The organism is Pyxidicoccus fallax (assembly GCF_012933655.1).
GTDB lineage: Bacteria > Myxococcota > Myxococcia > Myxococcales > Myxococcaceae > Myxococcus > Myxococcus fallax.
This window is the reverse complement of the sequence record NZ_JABBJJ010000808.1, coordinates 1-395: the sequence shown is the minus strand read 5'-3', so window position 1 is coordinate 395 and position 395 is coordinate 1. Positions and strand designations below refer to the sequence as shown.

The window sequence follows — 395 nt, the reverse complement described above, 5'->3', positions numbered from 1 at the left end:
CCACCCCGCCCTGCACCGCCGCGGACAGCACGCCCACCAGCGCGAAGAGCCAGCCGGCCCGCAGGCTCGCCTCGCGCAGCACCGCCGCGTCCGGCAGCGCCGCCTGGAGGAACAGCCCTCCCGTCAGCGGCACCGGCCCCGACGAGAGGAAGCGCTCCAGCAGGTACACCGAGAAGGTGCCCTCCATCTGCGCGAAGGCGGTGGTGAACACCAGCATCAGGACGAGGCACCGCCCCACCACCGGCAGCCGCAGCGCCAGCGACGCCCCCTTCAGCGTGCGCGCGTGCCCCCCGGCCCCGTCCGCCTTCCGCGTCTCCGGGAGGAACAGGAAGGTGCAGGTGAGGTTGAGCGCCACCAGTCCAGCAGCGAACAGTCCGATGGCGAGGTTGCCGCCC

1 pseudogene is annotated in these 395 nt (G+C 73.7%); it reads right to left on the bottom strand.

Annotation, left to right across the window (positions count from 1 at the left end):
- Nucleotides 1–395 (bottom strand): annotated as a pseudogene (locus HG543_RS54265) (MFS transporter); the annotation flags it as partial.